Here is a 22,167-nt window from a genome sequence, read left to right on the forward strand (position 1 = left end):
ACCGTCACCCCTTCAGCCCGCCGCCGAGGCCGAAGCCGCCGCCGAGCTTGCGGGAGACCAGCACGTACAGCAGGACGGCCGGCAACGAGTAGAGGATCGAGTAGGCGGCCAACTGCCCGTAGGCGACAGTCCCGTACTGCCCGAAGAAGGTGAACAGGCCCACCGCGGCGGGCTCCTTCTCCGGGGACTGGAGCAGCACGAACGGGATGAAGAAGTTGCCCCACGCGCCGATGAAGGTGAAGACGGCGACCACCGCCATGCCGGGCGCCATCAGCGGTAGCACCACGTAACGCAGCGACTGCAGCCCGGACGCCCCGTCGACCCAGGCGGCCTCCTCCAGCGAGACCGGCACCCCGTCCATGAACCCCTTGGTCAGCCAGAGGGAGAAGGGCAGGGTGGCGGTCGCCAGGAAGAACATGGTGCCCCACAGGGAGTCCACCAGCTCAAGCCGGACGAACAGTTCGTAGACGGGCACCATGATGGCGGTCACCGGCAGCCCGGTGGCGAACAGCACCCCGTACAGGAAGGGCCGCCGGAAGCGCAGCCGGTACCGGGAGAGGGGGTAGGCGGCGAGCACGGAGACCACCATGTTGACCAGGGCCGCTCCCCCACACAGCAGCAGGCTGTTGAGGATGGGGCGGAGGCTGGTCTCCCAGCCGAGTACCGCCGAGAAGTTGCCTGCGGTCAGGTCGGGCACCGTGGCGCTGGCGGTGGCGTCGGAGTCCAGCGAGGCCACCAGCAGCCACACGAACGGCGCGGCGAAACAGAGCGCGACCAGCAGTAGGACGGCGTACACGAGCGGGGTGGCGGCCGAGCGGCGGGGTGCGGTCAGTCTGGTCAGCGACAGCGGCGAGGGGGACAGCGACGTCATCGGTTCAGCTCCGGCTTCAAAACGCGCAGGTAGAGGAAGGAGAAGACCCCGCCGATGGCGAGCAGCACCAGGGCGATCGCGGTCCCCTGGCCCAACTGGAAGAACTTGAAGGCCTGCTGGTACATGTACAGCGGCACGGTCTCGGAGGCACCGCTGGGGCCGCCGCCGGTGAGGACGAAGATCAGGGTGAAGACCGCGAGGGTCTGCAGGGTGACGACCATCAGGTTGGTGAAGATCGACCGCCGGATCATCGGCAGTGTCACCCACCACAGCTTGGCCCAGCCGGCCGCGCCGTCGGTGACGGCCGCGTCCTCGATCTCGGGCGGTATCTCGTCCAGCGCGGCCGTGTAGACCATCCAGGAGAACGCCGTGCCGCGCCACACGTTGGCCAGTACGACCGTGAGCATGGCGTGCTCGACCAGCCAGTCGGGCGCCGGCAGGTGCAGCGAGGTGAGGACGGTGTCGAGGGTGCCGCCGTCCGAGAAGAACGCGTACAGCGTGAAGCCCGCGACGATCTCCGGCAGCACCCAGGCACCGACCAGCAGCACGCCCAGCAGGGTGCGGATCCAGCGCGCCCGGCCACGCATCAGCAGCGCGAGGCTGAGGCCGAGCCCGTTTTGGCCCAGCACGCCGGAGGCGAGCGCGAAGACGAGGGTGAGCAGAACGGAGGTGGTGAACTGCTGGTCGCCGAAGAGGCGGGTGAAGTTCCGGGCGCCGACGAACTGCGGGTCCTGGGCCGCCGCCCCGGTCAGCGCCGTGTTGGTGAACGCGGCGTAGACGCACCACAGGACGGGTCCGACGAAGAAGACCGCGAGCAGCACGAGGGCGGGCAGCAGCGGCCAGGCTCGCCGTGCGGTGCGCGGCTTCCCCGGTGCCTCGCCGCCACCACGGGAAGGGGGCCGCAGGCGGGCGGGGACGGCGGCCGGCACGCCGCGGGGTGTCGCGGGGTGGTCGCGGGTCAGCTCAGCCACGGTCGCGCACCCGCCCCTCGCCGAGGTCGTCGCGGAGGCCGGAGGCGTAGGTGCGGGCGGCCTCGGCAGGGGTGGCGTCCGCGGTCATCACATCCTCCATGGCGACCTGGGCGCGGCTGGAGACCATCAGGTACTCGGCCTGGGTGGGCCGGAACTCGGTGACGGTCAGCAGGTCGGCGAAGGCCTTGTTGGTGGGCAGCGCCTCGGTGTAGGCGGGGTCGGCCAGCACGTCCTCACGCACCGGGATCTGCGCGTTCTCGACGGCGTACTGGAGAGCGCGCTCGCGCCCCGCCAGCAGGGTGATGAAGTCGAAGGCGGCCTCGGGTGTGTCGCTGTGCGCGCCAACGGAGAGCATCCAGCCGCCGGAGAGGCTGACCCGCCCGGGACCGTGCTGGGTGGGCATCGGCGCCACACCCATGTGCCGGCTCCACTCCGGCCAGGGAGAGGACCCGCCCTCGATCTACGTCTTGGGGGTCCACGACCCCTCCCCCACGGCGATGCCGACCTGCCCTGCGGGGAGCAGTTCGGAGACCAGTTTGTCCTTCGCAGTGGGGCTGAAGGACATCTGCTGGGTGGGGCCGAGCCGCTCGCGGAAAACGGTGTCGACGAAGCGGAGGCTGTCCCGCAGCCCCGGGGTGTCGCCGGCCCACCGGTCGGCCTTCGCGTCGTAGAAGCCGTCGCGGGTGCCGTACAGCAGCATCAGCAGGCCCTGGGTGGTGGTGGCCTCCCCCAGCGCCTTGGTGGCGTAGACGTTGATCGGGGTCACCTTCGGCACGCGGCGGTGGATGGTGCGGGCCGCGTCGAGCAGGTCGTCCCACGTGCGGGGGGTCCAGGCGGCGGGCAGTCCTGCGGCGGCGAAGACGCGCTTGTCGTAGAGGACGGCCCGCACGTCGGTACCGGTGAGCACTCCGTAGATGTGCCCGTCGTCGGCCCTGGTCGCCGAGCGCGCCGTCTTGTCGAACTGCTTCCAGTCCGGCCAGGCACGCACCTGCTCGTCGAGCGGCCGCAGATACCCGGCCTGGACGTCGGCGTTGGTCATCACCGTGTCCTGGAAAACGACGTCGGGCGCGCTGGGTGCGGACCGCTGCATCAGCTCGATCTTGGTGGCGAAGTTGCCCTGCTGGTCAGGGATCGGTATCAGCTCGACCTCGCGGCCTCGGCCCCGCTTCTCGTACGCCCGTGCCGCGTCCTTCATCTGGCGGTGCACGATGTCGTCCTCGCCCCAGAAGGGGTACGCGACCCGCAGTGCCCGCCCGGCGCCGGAGGCGATGCCGCATCCGGTCAGCGCGAGGCCGCCGAGCAGCCCGGCGGCTGCCCCCAGGACGGGACGCCGGGGCACAACTCGGCTGCCCTGCGGGACCGGCGGAGGTGCGCCGGGTCTGTTGTCCGCGCCGGGTGCGAAGGACGGGGCGTGTACCACGGTCTCTCCCTTGGGAAGGGTGCTGAGCGAGCGGACGCGCGGAGCGGGTTGGGGCCTGTGCGGGCGATGCGGCGTGCGTGGGCGAGGCGGGAACAGGGCGGTCCGCGTGTGGCATCGATTCCATGTGGGAACGTAACCACACACCCGACGGGCGTCAATGGAACGCACAGAATGCGCGGACGAAGGGCAGGGGAGCCCGAGTTCGGCGCGACTGGCTGCTGACTGCTGGCTGCTGGCTGCTGGCTGCTGGCTGCTGGCGATGGTTAACGGCGATGGTTAACGGCGATGGTTAACGGCGATGGTTAACGGCGATGGTTGACGGCGATGGTTGACGGCGATGGTTGACGGCATGTCAGCGCGCTCCGTCGCCGCAGGCGACAGGCGTCCGGTGCGGCGACGGAGGACGTACGGTCCGCGTGCGGGCCACGCGCTGCCGCTACCGCGACGGGTTCGCCCGTCTCCGCGTCGACGGGCCGCTCCAGCAGGTCCGTCGTTCCGTGGTGGGGAGCGAAGCGAACTCCGGCAACTCGGGCAGCGGTGTCACAGCGGCCTTCTCCGGACCGCCGGCTCCACGACCGGCAAGCCGCCGTCACGCGGCACCCGGAAGGTCTTGATCTCGCACGGCCCGAAGTCCGCTTCGACGACCCGCTGCCCGAGCAGAGCCAGGGCGATCCGCGCACGCGCGGGACGGCCCGTGGACTCGTAGGCACGGACCACGATGTCTCCGGTGCCGTGGCGGAGCGTTCGTGGCGGCTCTCGACGCGCAGTACCGCACGGACCGGGCCGTGCTCGACGAGCCGGACGCAGGTGCAGGTGAAGTTGCCGACCGCCTTGCCGTAGGCGCGAACCCGGTGCCCCCAGGTGTCGGACGGAGCGTCCACCACACCGCGGCGGGGCGGAGCGGGGCGCGGGGCTTCGGCGGCCGGCGTCGGGTGGGGAGGCGGGGTTCGGGGAGCCAGCCTGGTCGGGCATGGCACTCCTGGTCGGGGTCGTGCCCGGCGGGCAGGTCGATGAGGCGTTCGAAAGCGAAGGCGGTGGCACCGAGGACGCCGTTGGTGTCACCGTGCTCGGCGTGGACGAGGCGAACGGCACCGGCGGCGGGCCCCATGGCGTGTGCGGTGACGAGCTGCGGCACAGGGGCCAGAGTTGCTCGCCGGCGCGGGTGAAACCGCCGTCGAGGACGACGAGGTCGGGTTCGAGGACGTTGACGAGGGAGGTGAGGCCGCCGGCCAGCATCTCGACTGTCTCGTCCCACACCGCGGCGACCACCGGGTCGCCGGCGCGGGCCGCTTCCGCGACCGCCTTGGCGGTCGGCGCGGCGGGGTCGTCGAGGGCGCTGGTCTCACCCCGGTGGCAGGCCCGTGCGACGGCGTCGGCGGCGCGCCGGGCGATGGACGTGCCGGAGGCGTGCGTGCGCCTCCAGGCAGCCGACGCGGCTGCACCTGACGCAACGCCGCCCGCCGGGCCGGACGGTGACGTGCCCCGGCTCGCCCCCGTTGCCCCGCCGCGCCACGCCGCGGAACGTGCGCCCGTCCAGGACGAGACCGCAACCGACGCCGGTGGAGATCGTCAGGTAGAGCAGGTGGCGGTACTCCGCCGAGCGGCCCGCGCCGAAGCGCCACTCTCCCGCCGTGCCCGCCGTGCCGTCGTTCTCCAGCACCGCGGGCAGACCGAAGCGCTCCTCGGCGAGCCGGGTGACAGGGATGTCGACCCAGCCGGGCAGGTGCGTTGGGGCGATGAGCAGACCGGAGGCCGAGTCCAGCGGGCCGCCGCAGCCGATGCCGGTGCCGCTCAGGTCGGTAGCGCGGACGCTCTCCTCAGTTCGGCTGAGACTGGAAGCGGAGGACGCGACGGGAACGGAGACCGAACGAGGCACAACCGCGGGGCGCCGCATCACGGGTCGACCTCCGCAGAGAATGGCATCGTTCCCACACGGGGACATAGCTGCCCCGGTCACGAGGGGTCCAGAGCAAGCGCGGCACAGTTCCCACGTGCCACGCACACCGACCAGGCGCTCACGCGTATTCCTTGGGCTCACGCCGTTCGTGTACCGCTTCCGGCCGGTGGGCCGCGACGCGGCAGGTGCCTTCTCCGAACGTCTCGGCAGCAAGCCGCGCGACTTCCGCCCCCGCATCTCCCGTGGGACCAGTAACCGTCCCAAGGCCTGCGCCAACGACTGGCCCACCGGCATCGACACGGCGATGTTCACGTCGGAGGCCCTCCACCGGACGTACAAGAGACGTCGGCGCCCGCTCAGCCACTACGCCCTCGGCCGACTCCCGCAGTGGCTGGCGCTCGCGGCATCACTCGCTCCGCTGATCAACGTCGCGGGCCGCGTCCCGCTCCTGCGCCGCGCCATGATGGCGGCCATCGGCGCGGACACACGCCGTTCCCTGCCGCCACTGCCCCGCAAACCGTTCCACCGCGCCAAGCGGAAGAACACCTGCCCCGGAGATGGCGCATGGCTGCCCCGGAGAAGGCGCATGGCGCGGCCGGCGTGGCGAGGTACGGCTCGGCCCCTGACCCGTTGCCGGTCTGGCGGGGCCACGCCCCGACGTCATCCAGTCGGTGTGCTCATCGGCCGACGGAGTGCCGCACGCCAGCGCTCGGGGTCGATCCGGCCGGCATACAAGGGCAGCTCGATCGGGGACTGGCCGGTCGTGAACGGGTCCCACACCCGTGTGAGACCCGCCGTGCCCGAGGTGCGTACGCGACGCGCGTCCGCGAGGTCCAAGACGTCCGTAACGACCTGGTGGGTGGCGGACTCGGCCTCCGCCCGCACCCGCCCCTCGGGGTCGACCACGACGCTGCGGCCTATGCCGTCCGGTTGCGCGGCGTTGACACTGACCATGGCGACCTGGTTCACGATCGCGTTCGCCCGCGCCAGGACCAGCTCCTGGACACGGTCGACGGTCGGCGTGCGCACCAGATTGAGGACCAGGTCGGCGCCCTGCCAGGCCAGGTGGCGGGTGACCTCGGGGAACCAGGCGTCGTAGCAGATGGACAGGCCCACGCGCCCGTACCCGGCCATGTCGAAGACGACGAACTCCGTGCCGGAGGCGGTCGTCTCGTAGGGGCGCCAGGGAAACATCTTGCGGTACGCGGCGACGCGCCGGCCCTCGGGTGAGTACACGGGCGCCGTGTTGTAGACCGCGCCGTCGTCGCCGCGCTCGTAGACGCTTCCGGGCGCCAGCCACACACCGGCCTCGCGCGCGAGGTCCGCCAGGCGGGCGCCGCGGGGGCCATCCAGCGGCTCGGCGGCCGCCGCCATGACCGTCTCGGGGTCCTCGTCCGGCCGGTGGCCGCACAGGTGCAGCTCCGGGTAGACCAGCAGTCGGGCACCGGGGTGGGCACGACTGTGACGCGTCACGTCCGCAGCGAAGGAGTCCAGGCCGTCGTGGGCATCGTGCTGGAGCGCAGCCGACTGGACGAGGCAGAGCGACAGGGGGCTGGTCATCGACGGAGGGAACCTTTCGGCTGAGGTGAGTGCGGCAGTCCGAACGAGCCAACCAGCCCCGCGTCCCGGGGACAACCCCGTTGATGCCTGCGGAAGAGGCAGGATTAGCCTGTGGCCGCATGACGCTCACTCAACTGAGAGCCTTCGTCGAGGCGGAGCGACTCGGGTCGTTCACCGCCGCCGCGCGGGCCCTGGACATGGCCCAGGCCTCCGCCTCCGAGCTGGTGCGCCGCCTGGAGACGGAGCTGGACGCCGAGCTGTTCGTGCGCGGCAGCCGCACCCTCACGCTGACCTCGGCGGGGCAGGAGCTGCTGCCGTATGCCCAGCAGTCCGTGGAGGCCGCCGACAGCGGCACCCGGGCCGTGCACTCCCTCGGCTCGCTCGGCGGCGGCACCGCCACCCTCGGGGTCCTGCGCAACGCGGACTACTACCTGCTGTCCAACCTGGTGCAGCTGTTCCACGCCCGCTATCCGTCGGTGCGGGTGCGCCTCGTGGGGCAGAACTCCGCCGAGACTGCGGCGGCCGTGGCAGCCGGACGCATCGAGGCGGGCCTGGTGGTGCTCCCCATCGACGACGAGGAGCTCCAGGTGGCGCCGCTGCTGCGCGACGAGGTGTACTACGTCAGCACGAGCGAGGAACGCACCCGGACACCGGTGACCATCGAGGACTTCGCGCGGGCACCGCTGGTCTTGTACGACGCGCACTACGGCTGGCAGGACCCCACCCGGCGGCAGCTCGCCGAGCGCGCCCAGTTCGCGGGCGTCCGCGTCGACCCGCTGATCGAGCTCGAACACGTGGAGGCCGCCCTGAAGTTGGTGACCACGGGGGTCGGAGACACGATCGCCAGCCGCGCCGTGGTCGACAGTCCCGCGTTCCCCGCGGGGCTGCACACGACCCCCTTCGCCGACCCCGTCTACGACACCATCGCGCTGGTGCGGCGCCGGGGACACCCGCTGTCCCGCGCCACCCGCGAACTGGCCCGCATCGCTGAGGACACCCTGCGCGAGTTCCGCCTCGCTCGCGGCCTGTGAGGGGCCGCCCCTCAGGTGGCACCACCATACGACAGGAAAAACCTGTGGATGAGACAGGAATCACCCCCCTAGCCCTGCGGCAGAAGCCCGTCTAGCGTCGTCGCCATGCAGATCACGCACGCCGAAGCCCAGACCCTCCCTTCCCTCCAGTGGCTCAAGAAGCCGTCCGTCGACGGTCCGCCCGCTCAGCGCGACCCGAAGGTCGTCGAGCGCGTCTCCGCAATGCTCACGGAAATCGAGCACAAGGGCATGGACGCGGTCCGCGCCTACGCCCAGGAACTGGACGGCTGGTCCGGCGGCCTGGAGGTCTCCGCACCCGAGCTGAAGAAGTCCGGCGACGCCCTTCCCCCGGATGTCCGCACCGCCCTGGAGATGGGCTACGAACGCACCCACCGGTTCGCCGCCGCGCAGCGCGAGCACCTCACGGACTTCGAGGTCGAACTCGCCCCCGGCGTGCAGGGCGGCCAGCGGTACGTGCCGGTCTCCCGCGTCGGCGCCTACCTTCCAGCCGGCCGCTTCCCGCTGCTCGCCAGCGCGTTCATGACGGTCAATGTCGCCAAGACGGCCGGTGTGCCCACTGTCGTGGCTTGCACCCCGCCGTCGGGCGAGCACGGCGCCCACCCCGCGGTGCTGTACGGCGCCTACCTCTCCCGCGCCGACCGGGTGTTCGCCCTCGGCGGCGTCCAGGCGCTCGGTGCGATGGCCTTCGGCCTCCTTGGCGAGGCACCGGTCGACATGCTGGTCGGCGCCGGCAACGCGTTCGTCACCGAGGCCAAACGGCAGCTGTTCGGCCAGGTCGGCATCGACCTGCTCGCCGGCCCCTCCGAGGTCGCAGTCATCGCCGACGAGAGCGCAGACTCGGAGTGGGTCGCGGCCGACCTGCTGGGCCAGGCCGAGCACGGCCCCAACTCCCCCGCCGCGCTGATCACCACGTCCGAGCAGACCGGGAAGGCCGTCGTCGCCGAGCTGGAGCGCCAGCTCGCCACCCTCGCCACCCGTGACATCGCCGGTCCGGCCTGGCGGGACTTCGGCTCCGTCATCGTGGTCGAGGACCGGGACGCCGCCGTCGCCGTCGCGGATGTCATCGCCCCCGAGCACCTCGAGGTGCACACCGAGGACGACGACTTCTACCTGGCCAACCTCACCAACTTCGGCTCGCTCTTCATCGGCCAGTGGTCCACCGTCGCCTACTCCGACAAGGGCATCGCCGGCACCAATCACGTGCTGCCGACGGGCAAGACCGCGCGCTACAACGCCGGCCTGTCGGTCTCCCGGTTCCTCAAGCCGCTGACGTACCAGCGGGCCGCGAAGGAGGGCACTGCGGCGCTCGCCCCGGCCGTCGAGCGGATCTCCGCCTTCGAAGGGCTCGCGGCCCACGGCGCCACCGCCACCGCGCGCATCGACGCGATCGGCCGTACCTCGGGCGCGTTCGACAACGTGCCGGACGCGCTGCGCGAGCAGCTCTGACCGCTCCTCTCCCGGGCCGGGGACAGGCCCCTCATCGGCGTCCGTCCCCGGCCGGGCACACCCCTCTTCCGGGACCCTGCGTGCCAGTCAGGCGCGGCGTGGCTCCCCTCTCGTCCGCGAGCCAAGGATCCTCACATGCAACACCCTCCTGCCGAGCCGTCCCGCACCGGGGGCGCGACGCTCACCCAGGGCCTGAAGGGCCGCCAGATCACGATGATCTCCATCGGCGGGGTGATCGGCGCCGGGCTGTTCGTCGGCTCGTCGGCCGCCGTGACCACCGCGGGCCCAGCCGTGATCGTGTCGTTCCTGCTGGCCGCCGCCCTGGTGGTGCTCGTCATGCAGATGCTCGGCGAGATGGCCGTCGCCAACCCCGACACGGGCTCCTTCTCCACGTACGCGGACCGGGCGCTCGGCCGCTGGGCCGGATTCTCCATCGGGTACCTGTACTGGTGGTTCTACATCCTGGTCATCCCCATCGAGGCCATCGCCGCGGGAGAGGTCATCGCGGGACTCACCTCGATCCCCAGCTGGATACCGGCCCTCGCGGTGATCCTCGCGCTGACCGGCAGCAATCTGCTGGCGGTGCGCAACTACGGTGAGTTCGAGTACTGGTTCTCGCTGATCAAGGTCGTCGCGATCGTGGCGTTCCTGGTCCTCGGGGTGCTGGCGGTGCTCGGTGTGCTGCCGGGCTCCGACGCCCATGGTGTGTCGAACCTCTGGAGCCACGGCGGTTTCGCCCCGCAGGGTGTCACGGCCGTCCTCGCCGGTCTGCTCACCGCGATGTTCAGCTTCCAGGGCAGCGAGATCGTCACCATCGCGGCGGCGGAGTCCGAGGAGCCGCGCAAGAACATCAAGAAGGCGATCCGCGCGGTGGTGTGGCGACTCGGCCTCTTCTACCTCGGTTCGATCCTCGTCGTGGTCTGTCTCGTGCCCTGGAACGCCGGCGACCTGGCGGCGGGGTCCTACCAGGCCGTCCTGGACCGGATGAACATCCCGGGCGCCTCCCGGATCATGGACGTGGTGCTGGTCGTCGCCGTGTGCAGCTGCCTGAACTCCGCCGTCTACACGGCGTCGCGGATGCTGTTCTCGCTGGCCGGGCGGGGTGACGCCCCGGCCGCTTTCGCCCGGACCTCGTCGCAGGGGGTGCCCCGCAACGCGGTCCTCGCCTCGACCGTCGTCGGCGTCACCGCGGTGATCGCCAACTATCTGCTGCCGAAGGTGTTCTCGTACCTCATCGCCTCCAGCGGAGCGATCGCGCTGATGATGTACATGGTCATCGCGTTGACGCAGTACGCCGTGCGCCGCAAGGGCGAGCGGCCGACCGATGTACGCATATGGGGTTTCCCCTACCTGACGCTCGCCACCATCGCGTTCATCGCCGGGGTGCTGGTCCTCATGGCCGTGCTGCCAGGCCACCGGCTGGAGCTGTGGCTCTCGCTCGGGCTCGCCGCGGTGCTGGCCACCGTGGGTGTGGTGCGGCAGCGACGCCTTGGGGCGCCCGCGACCGCTGCCGAGCCCGCCCGCGTGGCTTCCCGGTCGTGAGGGGTCAGCGGGCCTTGGCGTGGGTGGCTCTCGGGACGAACTCGATCGGCAGGGCGTGGCGTTCGCCTTCGGGCCCGGCCTCCTCGGCGATCCGCCGGGCCAGCAACCGGGCCGCCTGAATGGCGAGGGCCCCCAGATCGTGCCGGACGGTGGTCAGCCGGAACGCCTCCCAGGCCGCCATGGGCAGGTCGTCGAAGCCGATGACGGTGAGGTCTCCGGGCACCTCGACGCCGGCGGCGAGCGCGGCGTTGAGCACCCCGATGGCCACCACGTCGTTGCCGCAGAACACGGCGGTGGGCGGTTCGGCAACCTTGAGGAGGGAGGACAGCGCCGCGTATCCGGTCTCGTACTCGAACGCGCCCCTCACCACGCGGTCTTCCGGCAGCCCGATGCCGGCGTCGGCCAGGGCGAGCCGGAAGCCCAGTTCGCGCTCGCGGCCGGTCGTGGTGTTGGCGGCGCCGAAGATGCCCGCGATACGGCGGTGGCCGAGGCCGACCAGCTCCTGCGCGACGAGGCGACCGCCGGCCTCGTTGTCGACGACGGACGCGAAGTCGCCCGGCCTGCCGGTGTCCCGGTTGAGGAAGACGTAGGGCATGTCGCGCCGCTCCAGCAGGGCGGGCAGGCGCGAGTCGGTGGTGGCCGTCGCGAGGACCACACCGTCGAGCGACTGGTCCAGCAGCTTCTCCTCGGCTACCGCCTCGTCCGAACGCTCGATGAGCAGCATCATCCGGTACCCGAGCCGCTGCAGCTCGTCGTGGAGCGGCGCGACGACGTGCGGGTAGAACGGGTTGGTCATGTCGGTCACGATGACGCCGACCCGCCAGGTGGCGCGGGTGGACAGCGTGCGGCCCGCTTCGCTGGGTACGTAGTCGAGCGCCTGGGCGGCCCGCTTGATCTTCTCGCGGGTGGGCCGCGAGACACGAGGGTCGTCGCGCAGGGCGCGGGAGACCGTGGGCTGCGAGACACCCGCGAGTTTCGCCACGTCGTGACTCGTGATCGCCATGTCTCTCTCCTCGTCGACACCGCGTACCGCCCGGAACCGGAATCCGCGACCCCGACAGTATACGTACGCCGCCGTATACGTATGTCCGCTTCGACTTCCTTGACCGCTACTCGTTCGTCAAAAGCCCCGAAAGTCATTACTCCCCCCTTGACAGGGCACACTTCCGGAGCCTGTCATGGGAAATGCATACGTATTCCGATCCTGCTTGCCGACCAGGGAGCCCCCATGTCCGATGTCGTCGTGTCCACACCCGAGCTGGAGCGCCGCACCGTGCGCCGCAGCGACTTCGTCTCCTGCAATCAGGCCTTCATCGACTGCCGTACGCCCGGCTCGGACCGGAAGGAGAACTACGCCATGATCGGGCCGGGCGTCTCGCAGTCTTCCGGCCAGCACGTCAACCTGCGACTGCCGCACGGCTACAACATCGGCGCCGCCGCCATGCCGCACGGCATCACCAACAACCTGCACCTGCACTACACCGCCGAGGTGTTCGTCTGCACCGCGGGCGAGTACCTGCTGCGCTGGGGCGCCGACGGCGAGGAAGGCGAACTCCCCCTGAAGGCAGGAGACATCGTCTCCGTACCCACCTGGATCTTCCGCGGCTTCACCAACACAGGCCCGGACGACGGCTGGCTGTTCACCGTGCTCGGCATGGACGACACCGGCGGCATCATCTGGGGCCCCTCGGTCCTGCGCGAGGCGGCACAGCACGGCCTCTACCTCACCGCTGACAACCAGCTCGTCGACACCGTCGCCGGGGACACTCTTCCGCCGGAGTCCGAGCGGGTCACGCCCATGACGCAGGAGCACATCGACCGGCTGCGCCACTACAGCGCCGAGGAGATGAAGCGCCGGGTCGCGGCCACCGACGACCTCGTGTGGTCGCAGCATCCCTTCCTCGACAGCTCCCTTCCCGGCGGCGGCGCGCGCCTGAGCTGCGTCATCGGCTACGGCATGACCGAGGACCCGCACCAGGAGCCGCGCGTGTTCAACCCGCACGGCCACAACCTCGCCTGGTTGCGTGCCGAGCCCGGCCAGGGTGTCTCCCCGCACCGCCAGCACGAGACCCAGACACTCATCGTCAAGGACGGCGAGTGGGAGATCACTCTCAACCGCACCGACCCGGTCTCGGTGCGGCTCGGCCCGCGCGACATGCTCTCGGTGCCCCAGGACGCCTGGCGCACACTGCGCAACGTCGGCGAGGAGGAGGGCGATCTCCTCGTGGTCAACTCCGGCGACGGGCGGGTCCTCCTGGAGTGGGACGAGGAAGTCCTCAAGGCCGCCGCCGACGGGGGCCTGGGCCTCGACCACAATGGATACGTCGCCCCGTACGCGCTGCTGCCCCGCTCCGCGCGGCGCTGGTGACCGGCGTGCCGCTGCCCCTGGTCGTGGTCCCCGGCATGCTCTGCGACACGAGCCTGTGGTCGGACGTCACTTTCCCCGAGGGTCACGCCGTCCATCACGTCGCGCTGCGGCGGCCGGACATCGGCACGCTCGCGGACGATGTGCTTGCCGCAGTGGACGGGCCGTTCGTGCTCGTGGGGCTCAGCCTGGGCGCCATTGTCGGATTCGAGGCGCTGCGGCGGGCCCCGGAGCGGGTGGCTGGACTGTGCGTGATGGCGACGAACGCCGACGCCCCTCGTCCGGAGCAGCGGGCGGCCTGGCGGGAGTTGGACACTCTCGTCGCGGCCGGCCGGTTCGCGGAGGTGATCGAGCGCACGCTGCCGGACATGTTCCCCGACCGGCATGGGTCGACGGCGGACGCCGAGCGCTACCGTCGCATGGCACAGGCCGTGGGCCCCGACGCCGCCCGCGCTCAGCTTGCCGCCCAGCCCACCCGCGAGGACGCGTTCGCGGCGCTGCGCTCGGCGCGCTGCCCCTCCGTTGTCCTCGCGGGCAGCCGGGACACGCTCTGCCCGCCCGCCTTCCACCACGCCATCGCCGAGGCCCTGCCGCACTCCCGCCTGCGCGAACTGCCCGACTCCGGACACCTCGTGCCGTGGCAGCGGCCCGACGCSGTGGGTGCGGCGCTGCGGGACCTGGTCGCCGCGGTCGCSGCCGCCTGACACCCCACCCCCCGTCCAACGAAGCGAGTCGAAGAGAGCCGTCATGCCCCGATTCCTCAAGTCCCCCGTCCCCGCCGCCCAGGTGACCGCCGCCCGCGCGGACGTCGCCGACCGGGTGCGCGCCATCCTCGACGACATCCGCGAGCGCGGCGACGACGCGGTGCGCCAGTACTCCGAGAAGTTCGACGGCTGGGGCCCGGAGTCGTTCCGGCTGTCGGATGAGGAGACCGAGCGCATCGTCGCCGGTGTCCCGGAGCAGGTGCTGGACGACATCCGGTTCGTACAGGAGCAGGTGCGTACCTTCGCCCAGGCGCAGCGCGACGCACTGCTCGACGTCGAGATCGAGACGCTGCCCGGCGTCCGGCTCGGCCACCGGCACGTCCCCGTCTCCGCCGCCGGCGCGTATGTGCCCGGCGGGCGTTACCCGCTGACCGCCTCGGCCCATATGACGATCGTGACCGCGAAGGTCGCGGGTGTGCCCCGGGTCGTCGCCTGCACCCCGCCCATCCGGGGCGAGATCCCGGCCGCGACGGTCGCGGCGATGCATCTGGCAGGCGCCGACGAGATCTATCTGCTCGGCGGCGTCCAGGCCATCGCGGCGATGGCGGTGGGGACCGAGACGATCGGCAGCGTGCCGATGCTGGCGGGGCCCGGCAACGCGTATGTGGCCGAGGCCAAGCGTCAGCTGTTCGGCGAGGTGGGCATCGACCTGTTCGCCGGGCCCACGGAGATCCTGGTGATCGCGGACGAGCACGCGGACCCCTTCGTGGTCGCCGTCGACCTGCTGTCCCAGGCCGAGCACGGCCCGGACTCCCCCGCCGTCCTCGTCACCACGTCCGAGGATCTGGGGCGCGAGGTCGAGCGGCACATCGAGCGGCTGCTGCCCGGCATGCCGACGAAGGACTTCGCCGGGCCGGCCTGGCGCGACCACGGCGAGATCGTCGTGGCCGACACCCTCGACGAGGCCTTCGAGATCGCGGACTCCTACGCGAGCGAGCATGTCGAGGTACTGACCGAGAACCCGCGCCAGGCACTGGAGAAGATGCGCGACTACGGCGCGCTCTTCCTCGGCGAGGGCACCTGCGTCAGCTACGGCGACAAGGTCATCGGCACCAACCACGTCCTGCCCACCCGCGGCGCCGCCCGCTACACGGGCGGCCTGTGGGTCGGCAAGTACCTCAAGACGGTCACCCACCAGGAGGTCACCGACACCGCTTCGTCGGCACTGCTCGGTGAGGTGTGCGGGCGCGCCGCCCGCGTCGAGCTTTTCGAGGGCCACGCGCGCTCCGGTGACGTCCGCGCCGCGAAGTACGGCGACAAGGCGCTGGAGTGGAATGAGGAGGCCGGCGCATGACGACCGATCCCACCGGGACGTCCCTCGCCGGGACGTCCCTCGCCGGGCGGACGGCGCTCGTGACCGGGGGCGGCAGCGGCCTGGGCCGCGCCATCACCCGCTCGCTGCTGGCCGACGGCGCCCGCGCGGTGATCACCGGGCGCGACGGGGACACCCTGAAGCGCACCGCCGACGAACTCGGGCCCGAAGTCGTTCCCCAGGCCTGTGACGTGTCCCGGCCCGCGGACGTCGAGGCGCTCGCCGCCGCCCTCGCGGACGAGGAGATATCCATCCTGGTCAACAACGCGGGCATCGCCGGCCCGGTGGCACCGCTGACCGACATCTCGCCCGAGGACTGGGACGAGGTCTTCGACATCAACGTACGCGGCGTGTTCCTGATGTGCCGGGCGTTCCTTCCCGCGATGTCCCGGCGCGGCTTTGGTGATGTCATCAACCTCGCCTCGGTCTCGGGCAAGCGGCCGTTGCTGCGGCGCACCCCGTACTGCGCGTCGAAGATGGCGGTCATCGGCCTGACGACCACGCTGGCGGGCGAGGTGGGGCCGCAGGGCGTCACGGTCAACTCTCTGTCCCCCGGGCCGGTTTCGGGGCCGCGCATGGAGCGCAATTTCCGCCTGGAGGCCGAGCGCACGGGCAGCAGCTACGCCGAGGCCGAGGAGGCCTTCGTGTCGCGTGCCGCGCTCGGGCGGATGGTGACCGAGGAGGAGGTCGGCGAGGCGGTGAGCGCGATGCTGCGGATGCGTGGCATGTGCGGCGCCGATATCGACCTGTCGGCGGGGATGGTGGCCCGATGACCGCCCCGCGCACCCCGCGCCGCAGCCTCAAACAGCGCCTGGCGGCCGGCGATGCGCTGCGCGGTGCGCTACTGCGGCTGCCCTCGGAGACGCTGGTGGAGATGGCGGGCGTCGCCGGTCTGGACTTCGTGTTCATCGACTGCGAGCACGGGCCCGCGGACACGGCACTGCTCCAGCAGCACATCATGGCGGCCGAGGCCCACGGCGTCGACGTCCTGGTACGGGTGGGCACCGCCGAGCCCGCACTGGCGCTGCGCTGCCTGGATCTGGGCGCGGCCGGACTCGTCCATCCGCACGTGGACGGCGCCGAGGACGCCCGGCGTGCTGTGGCCGCGAGCCACTATCCGCCGTGGGGCGAGCGGGGCTTCGCCACCTACAGCAGGTCGGGGCGGTTCGGCACGGTCACCGCGGCCGAGCATGTGGCGGCGTCCCGCGAGACGCTGGTCGTCCCGATGATCGAGACACGGCGGGCGTGCGCCGCGGCCGACGAGATCGCCGCCACCGAGGGTGTGGACGCGGTCCTGGTGGGCCCCGCCGACCTGGCGGCGGACTGCGGCTTCCCCGCGCAGGCGGTCGTCGACGACCTGGTCCGGCAGGCACACCGGGCCACGGCCCAGCACGGCCGCACGGTGATGACGATCGTCCCCCACCTCGCGGCGGCGCAGGCCGCCGAGGAGTCCGGGGCCCGCCTGATCGTCTTCAACATGGCGCAGGTGCTGATGGACACCATGGGCGCGCTCGCCCGGCCATCGGGGCCGCCGGCGCCCTAGGGCCTCTCACCTCCCGCCCATCCGAAACCTCAACATTCGCTCTCGGTTCATACCTATGCACATGCCGCATGCAACTCCTCATCCGCCGCGCGATCGGAGCAGTCATGTCCTCTGCAGCGCCACCCCGCACGCCCGCCAAAATCGCCCCCGACGAGGCGGAGAAGCGGAGTGCGATTCGCCGGGCCATCGGCGCGGGCAGCGTCGGTAACTTCGTCGAGCAGTTCGACTACGGCCTGTACGGCTACATGGCACCGATCATGGCCCCGGCGTTCTTCCCGGAGAGCGACAAGACCGTGGCGGTGCTCGGCACGTACGCGATCATCGCGATCGCGTGCCTGGTCCGTCCCCTCGGCGGGACCATGCTGGGCCGCTGGGGCGATCGGCTGGGCCGCAGGAAGACGCTGCTGTGGACCCTGGTGGCCATGGGTGCGTCCACCGCCCTCGTCGCGGTCCTGCCCACGTACCACCAGGTCGGCATTGTGGCACCACTCCTGCTTCTGGCGCTCCGCGTGGTCCAGGGGGTTGTCTCCGGCGGCGAGTACGTGGGCGCGGTCGCGTTCATCGTCGAGTGGGCAGAGCCCAACCGGCGCGCTTACTACACCTCGTACGCCTCCAACAGCTGCTTCGTCGGCACACTCGCCGGGGCCGGTGTCGCCTCACTGACGAGCTGGGTCTTCCAGGGCCCCGCACTCGACTCGTGGGGCTGGCGCATCCCGTTCCTGCTGGCGATCCCGCTCAGCCTGATCGGCCTGTGGATGCGCAGCCGCATCTCGGAGAGCCCAGAGTTCGTCCGGGCCACCGAGGACGGCACCGATGTCGTCAAGTCGCCGGTGATCGAGGCCCTGCGGTCGCAGTGGCGTCCCATCCTGGTCTACTGCGGGATCTCCATCATGTGCGCGATCCTGTCCTACACCTGGGTCACGTTCTATCCGCAGTACCTGACGAACACGCTCGGCCTGCCCCGCTGGATGGGCCTGGCCTCCAACGCCATCTCGATCGCCGTCCTCATCCCGCTGCTGCCGCTGGCCGGCAAGCTCTCGGACCGCATCGGACGCAAGCCGATGCTCCTCACGGGTGCCATAGCCTGCATCGTGCTGGTCCCGCTGGCCTTCTGGGTCGGCGAGGCGGGCACCTTCGGCGCCGCCGTCACCAGCCAGCTCATCTACCTGGTGCCGGAGTTCTTCCTCACCGGCATCATCACGGTCTGCGCGGCCGAACTCTTCTCCACCCGCACCCGGTTCAGCGCGAGCGCCATCGCCTACAACAGCTCGTTCTCCATCTTCATGGGGATCACCCCGTTCGTGGCAACGCTGCTCGTCGACACCTTCGGCACCATCTACTCCGTGTGGGCCTACCTGGCCGCCGGCGCAGTCCTGGCACTCGTCGTCGTCACCACCTTCATGACGGAGACGTACCGCACCCAGCTGGGCGCGGACAAGTTCCCCCGCCAAGAGGCACCACAGCCCGCCTGATCCACCGCCCGGCAACCCCTTGCCCGACCCCCACCCATCAGCCACCATACATACGTATTTCCTCACTGGAACGGAAGAAGCACCATGCCCCTGAACCCCGTCGCGTACGAGCCCTACAACGACCCGGACGAGTTCATCCGCGAGGTGACCGACCGCATCTGGGTCGAGCGCGACATCGCCCACATCGTCGACAACTACGAGCCCGACTCGATCGTCCACGCCAGCCTCGGCACAGTCGTCGGCCGCGACGGCGTCATCGAGGGCAGCACGATGCGAATGGCCGACGCGCCGGACCACGTCGGCCAGGCCGAGGACGTGGTGTGGGAGGCGCGTGGGGACGACGCGTTCCTCAGCTCGCACCTGGTCTTCTCCGCCGACCAGCACCTCGCGAACGGCCGCAACGTCCGAGTCCGCAAGCGCACGATCGCCAACTGCCTCTACCGGCGCGGCCGCATGGTCGAGGAGTGGGTGGTGCGCGACGACCTCGCGACCTGCCTGCAGCTCGGCATCGACCCGGACGAAGCCGCCCGCGACCTCCAGTTCCAGGGCTACACCGGGTCGATGACCGAGGAGCCGCCGACAGACGTGCTCGCGGAAGGAGTCAGCGGTCCGCGCTCCGACGACTTCCGCCCCGAGTGTGAGATGGTCCTCGAGTTCATCGACCGGGTCTGGTCACAGCGCGAGCTCAACAAGGTCAACGACTTCATGGCGCGCGACCTCTTTCTGCACACCATCGGCGACCGCACCGTCATCCGGCCGGAGCGCTACCAGTCCGATCTGCTGGACATGGTCGGCCCCTTCCCCGACGCGCGTTTCGCCGTGCGGGACGTCCAGACCCACCACGCCGAGCGGTATGCGGGCCTGCGCGTCGCCGTGCTGTGGACCATGCACGGCACCTACCGCGGCACCCCAGCCTTCGGCCCGCTCACCGGCAAGCCCGTCACGGTCCTCGGCGTCTCGCAGTTCCTGATCCAGGACGGCCGCATCGTCAAGGAGGTCCGGGTCTACGACGAGATCGCCCTGCGCGCCCAGATCAACGCGGGGCGGGAAGACGGCGCGGACGTGGCGGCCAACATCTACTGACCCCACCTGTCCCCTCGCCTCTCCGTGAAAGGGGTGTGGGAGCCCTGCGCCGGGCTCCCACACCCCTTTCACGGACGCCGCGGCAGCGACGCTTCGCTCACGAGCCGCATGCGTAGCAACAAGTGTGACGGCCGCCGACCAGCTGACGAGTTCGCCCCCGACGATGACCGCGCGCTGGCCGACGGGCTGATGATGGAGGTGGCCGAGGTTTCGCAGCCGACCGGTGGTGGAGACGCCGTGCGGACGGTCGCCGGTGATGCGGCGTGCGGTGCGGGGCCGCTCGCGGGCACCAGTGGCCGGCACGATTGCCCGCAGACGGATGGCATAGCGGCCGTCCGGGCTGGTCACGCGGACCATGTGGTCGTCATCCCAGCCGGTGACCATGGGTGCGGATCCCGGCTCCGGCCCGCGTCCCGCGTGCGACGAGATGGCGGGCGTAGGCAGGACCGGACATGATGCAGGGCGGGCCAACACGGTGAGGAGGTAGTCCTCGATGGGCTCCTCGGCGACCCCGTCCGGGGGATGCCCCGGCCGCGGGCACGCACACGCACCCGGTAGGAGCCAGGTCCTGCCGGAGTGAGCATCGGCAGGTCGGGCGGATCGTCCCTCAGGGCCCGCACGCGCAACTCGTCCGCCAGCGTGGTGACGCTGTGCTCGACGACCTCATCCCCACCCTCCGTGACCAGTTCGGACGGCGGCTGGTCACGGACTTCCCCTTCGATGTTGTCCTCGCCACTGCTCGCACCGGTGTGTCCTTGCCGGGGTAGACCAGGCCTTCCTGAAATGCGGTCAGCTGACCGACGGTCTTCTGGTGACCGACGGTCTTCTGGCTCTTGACCTCTTCGACGCTGCGCGTCCGCACCGAGACGCCGCATCACCCTGATGCCGCTCAGGGAACGCTCGGTCCTGCACATCTGACCTCAAACGGGTCTCCCAGCCGTCGAAGGTGCGCAGGAGGCTCGGTGACAAGTGCCGGCGACGCTCCACGCGGATACCACTTCGCGTCAGCGGCTCTTCTCAGGACTCCGCCATCAGCCACACGCAAGGCGCGGCGCGTCGCACACCCACTCCGGAAAGCTGGAGGTGGCACATGGATCGAACGTAGCCACTGGCACCCAACTGGCATTTCACACGCCGCCCCGGGGCAATCCCACGATCGGGTGACGTTATCGCGATCGCCGTCACACATCGCGCGATCTCCTGATCATGATCAGGTGACTCATCGATCCCGAATCGGCCGCCGTCGGGTGCTCTACCCCACGGGCGCCGCCGCACTCTGTCTGCTGACCGCGCTGTCCACGCTGCCGGCCGCCGCTCAGCCCGGCGAGGCCCGGACCGACAAGGCCGGCCCCGCCGCCGGGCCCGCCGTCCGGCCGCCCGCCACGCGCGCCGAGGCGCGCACCGCCGCCTACCTGGAATCCGTCCGCAACGACCCCGACCGGCTGCGGGACTTCTTCTGGAAGCTGCCCAAGGGCGGCGACCTGCACAACCACCTCTCCGGCGCCGTCAGCACCGAGTACCTCATCGAACTCGCCGCGCAGGACGGGCTGTGCATCGAGAAGAAGACGATGACCGCGGTGCAGCCGCCGTGCAAGGACGGTGCCCGCCCGGCCGCCGACGCGCGCACCGACAAGGCGTTCCACAAGGAGCTGGTGCGGGCCTGGTCCATGGAGGACTTCCCGCAGGGCGAGTCCGGGCACGACCACTTCTTCGCCGCCTTCGGCAAGTTCGGCGAGGTGACCTGGCGCCATCCGGGCAAACTCCTCGCGGAGGTCGCCGAGCACGCGGCCCAGCAGAACCAGTCCTACCTGGAGACGATGGCGACCCCCGCCTCCGAGGGCGCGAAGAAGCTCGCCGAAGAGGTCGGCTGGGACCCGGACCCGGCACGGATGCACCGCAAGCTCCTCGCCGGGGGCAAGCTGGACCGGTTGGTGGCACAGGCCCGGAAGGAGGCCGACCGCACAGGCGCCGAGTTCCGCACCGAGGCACGCTGCGACACCGCACACCCCCGCCGCGCCTGCCGGATGCCCGTCCGGTGGATCTCGCAGGTCTCCCGCGGCAGCTCACCCGAGCGCGTCTTCACCCAGATCGCACTCGGCCTGCGGCTGGCCGAACGCGACCCCCGGTTCGTCGCGGTCAACCTCGTCCAGCCTGAGGACGGGGAGAGCGCGCTGCGCAACTACCGGCTCCAGATGCGGATGCTGAACTACCTGGGCAAGCAGTACCCGAAGGCCCACATCACCCTGCACGCCGGAGAGCTGTGGCCCGGGCTGGTCAAGCCGGAGGATCTGTCCTTCCACATCGGCGAGGCGGTGAACGTGGCGAAGGCCGAGCGCATCGGCCACGGCGTCGACCTCGTACACGAGAACAACTGGCAGCAGCTGGCCCGCACCATGGCCCGCCGGGAGACGGCCGTCGAGGTGCCGCTCACCAGCAACGCACAGATCCTCGGTGTGAAGGGTGACGACCACCCGTTCAACACCTACCGCGCCTATGGCGTGCCGGTGGTCCTGTCCACCGACGATCCGGGCATCTCCCGCACCGACATCAGCCACGAATACCAGTACGCGTCCACCACCTACCGGCTGCGCTACCCCGAGCTGAAAGACCTGGCGCGGGCCTCGCTGGAGTACGCCTTCCTGCCCGGCCGCAGCCTGTGGCGCGGCAACCCGACACGCGACGGCTACCGGCCCACCGCTGCCTGTGCGAAGGAACGCCCAGGCAGCGGCAGGCCCGGCGGCGCCTGCGGTCGCCTCCTGGCCGACAGCCCGAAGGCAGCCGCCCAGTGGCGCCTGGAGTCCGCCGCCAACGCCTTCGAACGCACACACGTCGGCAAGCGCTGACCCCGACCCCGTCACCCGCCTCAACC

General features: G+C 70.9%; 19 protein-coding genes and 1 pseudogene. 11 read left to right on the forward strand and 9 right to left on the reverse strand.

Annotation, left to right across the window (positions count from 1 at the left end):
- Window positions 1–4: 4 nt before the first annotated feature.
- The 8 genes and pseudogenes from AB8Z75_RS01050 to AB8Z75_RS01085 form a co-directional block, all read right to left on the reverse strand.
- A complete protein-coding gene (locus AB8Z75_RS01050; protein ID WP_369199400.1) occupies window positions 5–871 on the reverse strand; it encodes a carbohydrate ABC transporter permease in 867 nt (288 codons plus the stop codon).
- Entirely contained in the window at window positions 868–1,842 is a 975-nt protein-coding gene (locus tag AB8Z75_RS01055) for a carbohydrate ABC transporter permease (RefSeq protein WP_369199401.1), read from the reverse strand. Before AB8Z75_RS01055 ends, AB8Z75_RS01050 begins: the two co-directional genes overlap by 4 nt.
- A complete protein-coding gene (locus AB8Z75_RS01060; protein WP_369199402.1) occupies window positions 1,835–2,260 on the reverse strand; it encodes a hypothetical protein in 426 nt (141 codons plus the stop codon). The genes AB8Z75_RS01055 and AB8Z75_RS01060 overlap by 8 nt, the downstream gene beginning before the upstream one ends.
- A 42-nt stretch (window positions 2,261–2,302) precedes the next feature.
- The gene (locus AB8Z75_RS01065) at window positions 2,303–3,181 is read right to left on the reverse strand and encodes an extracellular solute-binding protein (RefSeq protein WP_369199403.1); all 879 of its coding nucleotides are present in this window, start codon (window positions 3,179–3,181) and stop codon (window positions 2,303–2,305) included.
- Window positions 3,182–3,802: 621 nt separating this feature from the next.
- Window positions 3,803–3,979, reverse strand: a complete 177-nt coding sequence (locus AB8Z75_RS01070; RefSeq protein ID WP_369199404.1) for a hypothetical protein — start codon at window positions 3,977–3,979, stop codon at window positions 3,803–3,805.
- Window positions 3,980–4,459: 480 nt separating this feature from the next.
- Window positions 4,460–4,654, reverse strand: a pseudogene (locus AB8Z75_RS01075) (hypothetical protein); the annotation flags it as partial.
- Entirely contained in the window at window positions 4,605–5,138 is a 534-nt protein-coding gene (locus AB8Z75_RS01080) for an ROK family protein (protein WP_369199405.1), read from the reverse strand. The gene AB8Z75_RS01080 and the pseudogene AB8Z75_RS01075, both read right to left, overlap by 50 nt.
- A 681-nt stretch (window positions 5,139–5,819) precedes the next feature.
- Window positions 5,820–6,719 carry a carbon-nitrogen hydrolase family protein gene (locus tag AB8Z75_RS01085; RefSeq protein WP_369199406.1) on the reverse strand — a complete coding sequence of 300 codons (900 nt, stop codon included), beginning with the start codon at window positions 6,717–6,719 and terminating at the stop codon, window positions 5,820–5,822.
- A 119-nt stretch (window positions 6,720–6,838) separates the two neighbouring features.
- Between AB8Z75_RS01085 and AB8Z75_RS01090 the strand changes: the two genes are divergently transcribed.
- The 3 genes from AB8Z75_RS01090 (at window position 6,839) to AB8Z75_RS01100 (ending at window position 10,759) form a co-directional block, all read left to right on the forward strand.
- Window positions 6,839–7,750 (forward strand): LysR family transcriptional regulator, encoded by a 912-nt coding sequence (locus AB8Z75_RS01090; protein WP_369199407.1) that lies wholly within the window; start codon window positions 6,839–6,841, stop codon window positions 7,748–7,750.
- Window positions 7,751–7,855: 105 nt separating this feature from the next.
- On the forward strand, window positions 7,856–9,217 hold the full coding sequence (gene hisD, locus AB8Z75_RS01095) for a histidinol dehydrogenase (protein WP_369199408.1): 1,362 nt from the start codon (window positions 7,856–7,858) through the stop codon (window positions 9,215–9,217).
- Window positions 9,218–9,352: 135 nt separating this feature from the next.
- Window positions 9,353–10,759 (forward strand): amino acid permease, encoded by a 1,407-nt coding sequence (locus AB8Z75_RS01100; protein WP_369199409.1) that lies wholly within the window; start codon window positions 9,353–9,355, stop codon window positions 10,757–10,759.
- Window positions 10,760–10,763: 4 nt separating this feature from the next.
- Here the strand turns inward: AB8Z75_RS01100 and AB8Z75_RS01105 are convergent, their stop codons facing one another.
- A complete protein-coding gene (locus AB8Z75_RS01105) occupies window positions 10,764–11,762 on the reverse strand; it encodes a LacI family DNA-binding transcriptional regulator (RefSeq protein ID WP_369199410.1) in 999 nt (332 codons plus the stop codon).
- Between the two features lie 225 nt (window positions 11,763–11,987).
- On the opposite strand from AB8Z75_RS01105, the gene AB8Z75_RS01110 reads away from it, so the two are divergent.
- From AB8Z75_RS01110 to AB8Z75_RS01145, 8 genes are all read left to right on the forward strand, one after another.
- On the forward strand, window positions 11,988–13,127 hold the full coding sequence (locus AB8Z75_RS01110; protein WP_369199411.1) for a cupin domain-containing protein: 1,140 nt from the start codon (window positions 11,988–11,990) through the stop codon (window positions 13,125–13,127).
- A 5-nt stretch (window positions 13,128–13,132) separates the two neighbouring features.
- Window positions 13,133–13,828 carry an alpha/beta fold hydrolase gene (locus tag AB8Z75_RS01115; RefSeq protein ID WP_369199412.1) on the forward strand — a complete coding sequence of 232 codons (696 nt, stop codon included), beginning with the start codon at window positions 13,133–13,135 and terminating at the stop codon, window positions 13,826–13,828.
- Between the two features lie 43 nt (window positions 13,829–13,871).
- Window positions 13,872–15,182, forward strand: a complete 1,311-nt coding sequence (gene hisD / locus AB8Z75_RS01120; protein ID WP_369199413.1) for a histidinol dehydrogenase — start codon at window positions 13,872–13,874, stop codon at window positions 15,180–15,182.
- Window positions 15,179–15,973: an SDR family NAD(P)-dependent oxidoreductase gene (locus AB8Z75_RS01125; RefSeq protein ID WP_369199414.1), complete on the forward strand. Its 795-nt coding sequence runs from the start codon at window positions 15,179–15,181 to the stop codon at window positions 15,971–15,973. The genes hisD (AB8Z75_RS01120) and AB8Z75_RS01125 overlap by 4 nt, the downstream gene beginning before the upstream one ends.
- Complete coding sequence (locus tag AB8Z75_RS01130; RefSeq protein ID WP_369199415.1) at window positions 15,970–16,743, forward strand: HpcH/HpaI aldolase/citrate lyase family protein; 774 nt, start codon at window positions 15,970–15,972, stop codon at window positions 16,741–16,743. Before AB8Z75_RS01125 ends, AB8Z75_RS01130 begins: the two co-directional genes overlap by 4 nt.
- Before the next feature lie 104 nt (window positions 16,744–16,847).
- Complete coding sequence (locus tag AB8Z75_RS01135; protein WP_369199416.1) at window positions 16,848–18,215, forward strand: MFS transporter; 1,368 nt, start codon at window positions 16,848–16,850, stop codon at window positions 18,213–18,215.
- Between the two features lie 84 nt (window positions 18,216–18,299).
- Complete coding sequence (locus AB8Z75_RS01140; RefSeq protein ID WP_369199417.1) at window positions 18,300–19,298, forward strand: ester cyclase; 999 nt, start codon at window positions 18,300–18,302, stop codon at window positions 19,296–19,298.
- Between the two features lie 1,247 nt (window positions 19,299–20,545).
- Window positions 20,546–22,141 (forward strand): adenosine deaminase, encoded by a 1,596-nt coding sequence (locus tag AB8Z75_RS01145; protein ID WP_369199419.1) that lies wholly within the window; start codon window positions 20,546–20,548, stop codon window positions 22,139–22,141.
- The last annotated feature ends 26 nt before the right edge of the window (window positions 22,142–22,167 follow it).

This window comes from Streptomyces sp. PU-14G, from assembly GCF_041028275.1.
GTDB lineage: Bacteria > Actinomycetota > Actinomycetes > Streptomycetales > Streptomycetaceae > Streptomyces.